The organism is Streptacidiphilus jiangxiensis (assembly GCF_900109465.1).
Lineage (GTDB): Bacteria > Actinomycetota > Actinomycetes > Streptomycetales > Streptomycetaceae > Streptacidiphilus > Streptacidiphilus jiangxiensis.
The window spans coordinates 1-2,360 of sequence record NZ_FOAZ01000082.1 but is presented as its reverse complement, the minus strand read 5'-3'; the positions used below and the strand labels follow the sequence as shown (position 1 = coordinate 2,360).

Sequence of the window (2,360 nt, the reverse complement as noted above, 5' to 3'; positions counted from 1 at the left end):
TACCGCGCCGAGAACGAGGGCGACGCATAGCTCGTGGGCACGCTGGCCGAGGAGCCGGCGGCCTCCGGCCGCACCCGGCGGTCCCCAGCGGCCCCGGCTGGGCCAAGATGGTGGTCTGCGGGTCGGTGCTGGCGTGGGTACCGGCAGGGAGCGAGGTGGGAAGGCCGTGGCTGGTGGACAGGGCGGGGGCGGGGTCGCACGGCTGCTGCCCTGGCGCAGGGGCGACGACAAGCCGGACCAGGGCGCCGTTCTGTGCTCCGTCTCGGAGGTCACGGCCCAGGACGGGCAGCGCCACGTCGTCGAGTTCCACGCCCTGGTGGAGCAGCCCGCTCTCCAGGGCTGGTACTGGCTCGTCCGCTCCTCGTTCACCTCGGACGGCGCGCCGTCCGGGTACAACTGCCGCCGCTACGTGGCGGACGGCGGCCGCACCGTCAAGGGCGTGCTCGCCCTGCAGGCGGCCCGTTCGGAGCTCGCCCGCCACGGAAGCGTGATCCACCGCGAGCCCTGCCCCCACTGCCACCTGGGCATCTGGCGTCAGGAACCCGCCGAGCGGTTCGTGCACGCGGCCACCGACCAGCCGCAGTGCCCCGACGGGCAGGGCACCGACTGCAACGAGTGGACGCCCACGGGCTTCGGCGACCTTCCCCCCTGGCCGCCGACCGGGTCCTGCTGGTGACCGCCTGCCCGCCGAACACCCCAGCCTGCGGGCCGCGGTGCAGCAGGCCCCGGCCGGCGGCACCGGCGAACGAGGAAGCAGCTCGTGGATCCTGACGTCCCCTCGACGGGCGCCCCCCTGCCCGATCCGCTGCGCGCGGCCGTCCGGGGCGCCGATCACACCACCGGCGAGATCAAAGCTGCTCCCCGCACGGCCGCAGCCCTCGTGAAGCACGGCCTGGCCGTCCGCTACGGCGCGGCCGGCCGGCACTACCTGACCGACAGCGGCCGCGCGCTGCGCACCGCCCTGCGGTCCGAACCCGCCGAGCAGCAGCCCCAGCCCGAGGGCGTGTTCACCGCAGTCACCGGGGACGAGAGTTCCGGCGCCGCCGAGCTCTCCGAATCCCGCACAGCGGAGGTCGCCGCAGCCTGGGCCGGCGTCCTGGGGATGCGGCACCTGGAGATGTCCGCCAGCACCCCGTGCACCTGGGAACGGGCGCAGCCGGTCCGGGCGGTGGCGATCGCCCTCGAGGCGGCCGGGATCCGGCCTGCGGCGCGCGACGGCGCAGGGCGCTGGCTCGGCGCCGGCTACCGGGTGCTGCCCGAGCCGGGCGGAGCCCGGGTGGAGTGGCGCGGGCCGGCCAGCTCGCCGGCGCGACAGGACGCGGAGCGGGAGCTGGATCGCTGCGCGGCGGTTCTTTCGGCGGCGGGCTGGAGCTGCCTGCAGTACCTCGGCCGGCAGCACCTGCGGTATCTCAGCGTGCAGCCACACCCCTAGTGCATTGCAAAATGAACATGCTGGATGTAGATTGATTTCTGCGCAGGCGGCTCGCCGCGCACCCCCTCACCTTCGTGACGGAGAAATCATGCTGCCCTCCATCCCTGTGACCACCCCTGACGTGCTGCTGGACTTCCTCGTCGACAACTCCCGGTCGCTGCTGGGAAGCGAGGAAGCGCCCGTCATGCTCTCCCTGGTCGCCGAGGGCGGGGACGAGGAGTCGGTGGCCGTTCCCGGCCACCCCGGCCAGCAGGCCCTCACCCGCCTCGGCCTGTTCGGCGCGAACGGCGCGGGCAAGAGCAACACCCTCGCCGCGCTCGGGGACATGGCCACCGCCGTCCTCGACTCCTGCCGCTCCTGGACGGGCTGGGACCAGCTGCCCCACACCCCCTTCCTCCTCAACGGGGCCAGCGCGCAGCGCTCCTTCTACGAGGTGAACCTCCTGCTCAACGGCGTGCGCTGGACCTACGGCTTCGAGCTGAGCGCGCACCGCGTCGAGGCGGAGTGGATCCACAGCTACCCGCACGGCGACCGTCACGTCTGGCTCGACCGCGACGCGACGCGCCCGGAGCCGATGACCTGGCCCGACGGCGGTCTGACGAACGTCGCCGCGCTCCAGCAGGTGACCCGCGACACCGCGCTGGTCCTGTCCGCCGCCGGAGCGATCGGCGAGCGCACTCTTGCCCCGCTGTTCCACTGGTTCGCCACGGTCACCGGCCCGTTCACCCCCCACGACCAGGACCAGCAGGCCAAGACCCTTCGGACGCTCTCCGGCGACGCCGTGCTGCGCGAGCGCCTCGGCGCGCTCCTCAACGTCATCGACCCCCTGCTCACCGGCATCACCGTGGATCCGCTGACCCGCGAGGTCCTGTTCCTCCACCACGCCACGGACAGCGGAACCGCCACCGCCCTGCCCTGGGCCGCGCTG

General features: G+C 73.6%; 3 protein-coding genes. All 3 read left to right on the top strand.

Features of this window, described 5'->3' with window-relative positions; translation table 11 throughout:
• The first annotated feature begins 166 nt into the window (after positions 1–166).
• A complete protein-coding gene (locus tag BMY61_RS43730; RefSeq protein ID WP_042449463.1) occupies positions 167–676 on the top strand; it encodes a hypothetical protein in 510 nt (169 codons plus the stop codon).
• Positions 677–760: 84 nt separating this feature from the next.
• Complete coding sequence (locus BMY61_RS43725; protein ID WP_052438803.1) at positions 761–1,432, top strand: hypothetical protein; 672 nt, start codon at positions 761–763, stop codon at positions 1,430–1,432.
• An 88-nt stretch (positions 1,433–1,520) separates the two neighbouring features.
• On the top strand, positions 1,521–2,360 hold an 840-nt coding region (locus tag BMY61_RS43720; protein ID WP_143094855.1), incomplete at its 3' end, for an AAA family ATPase.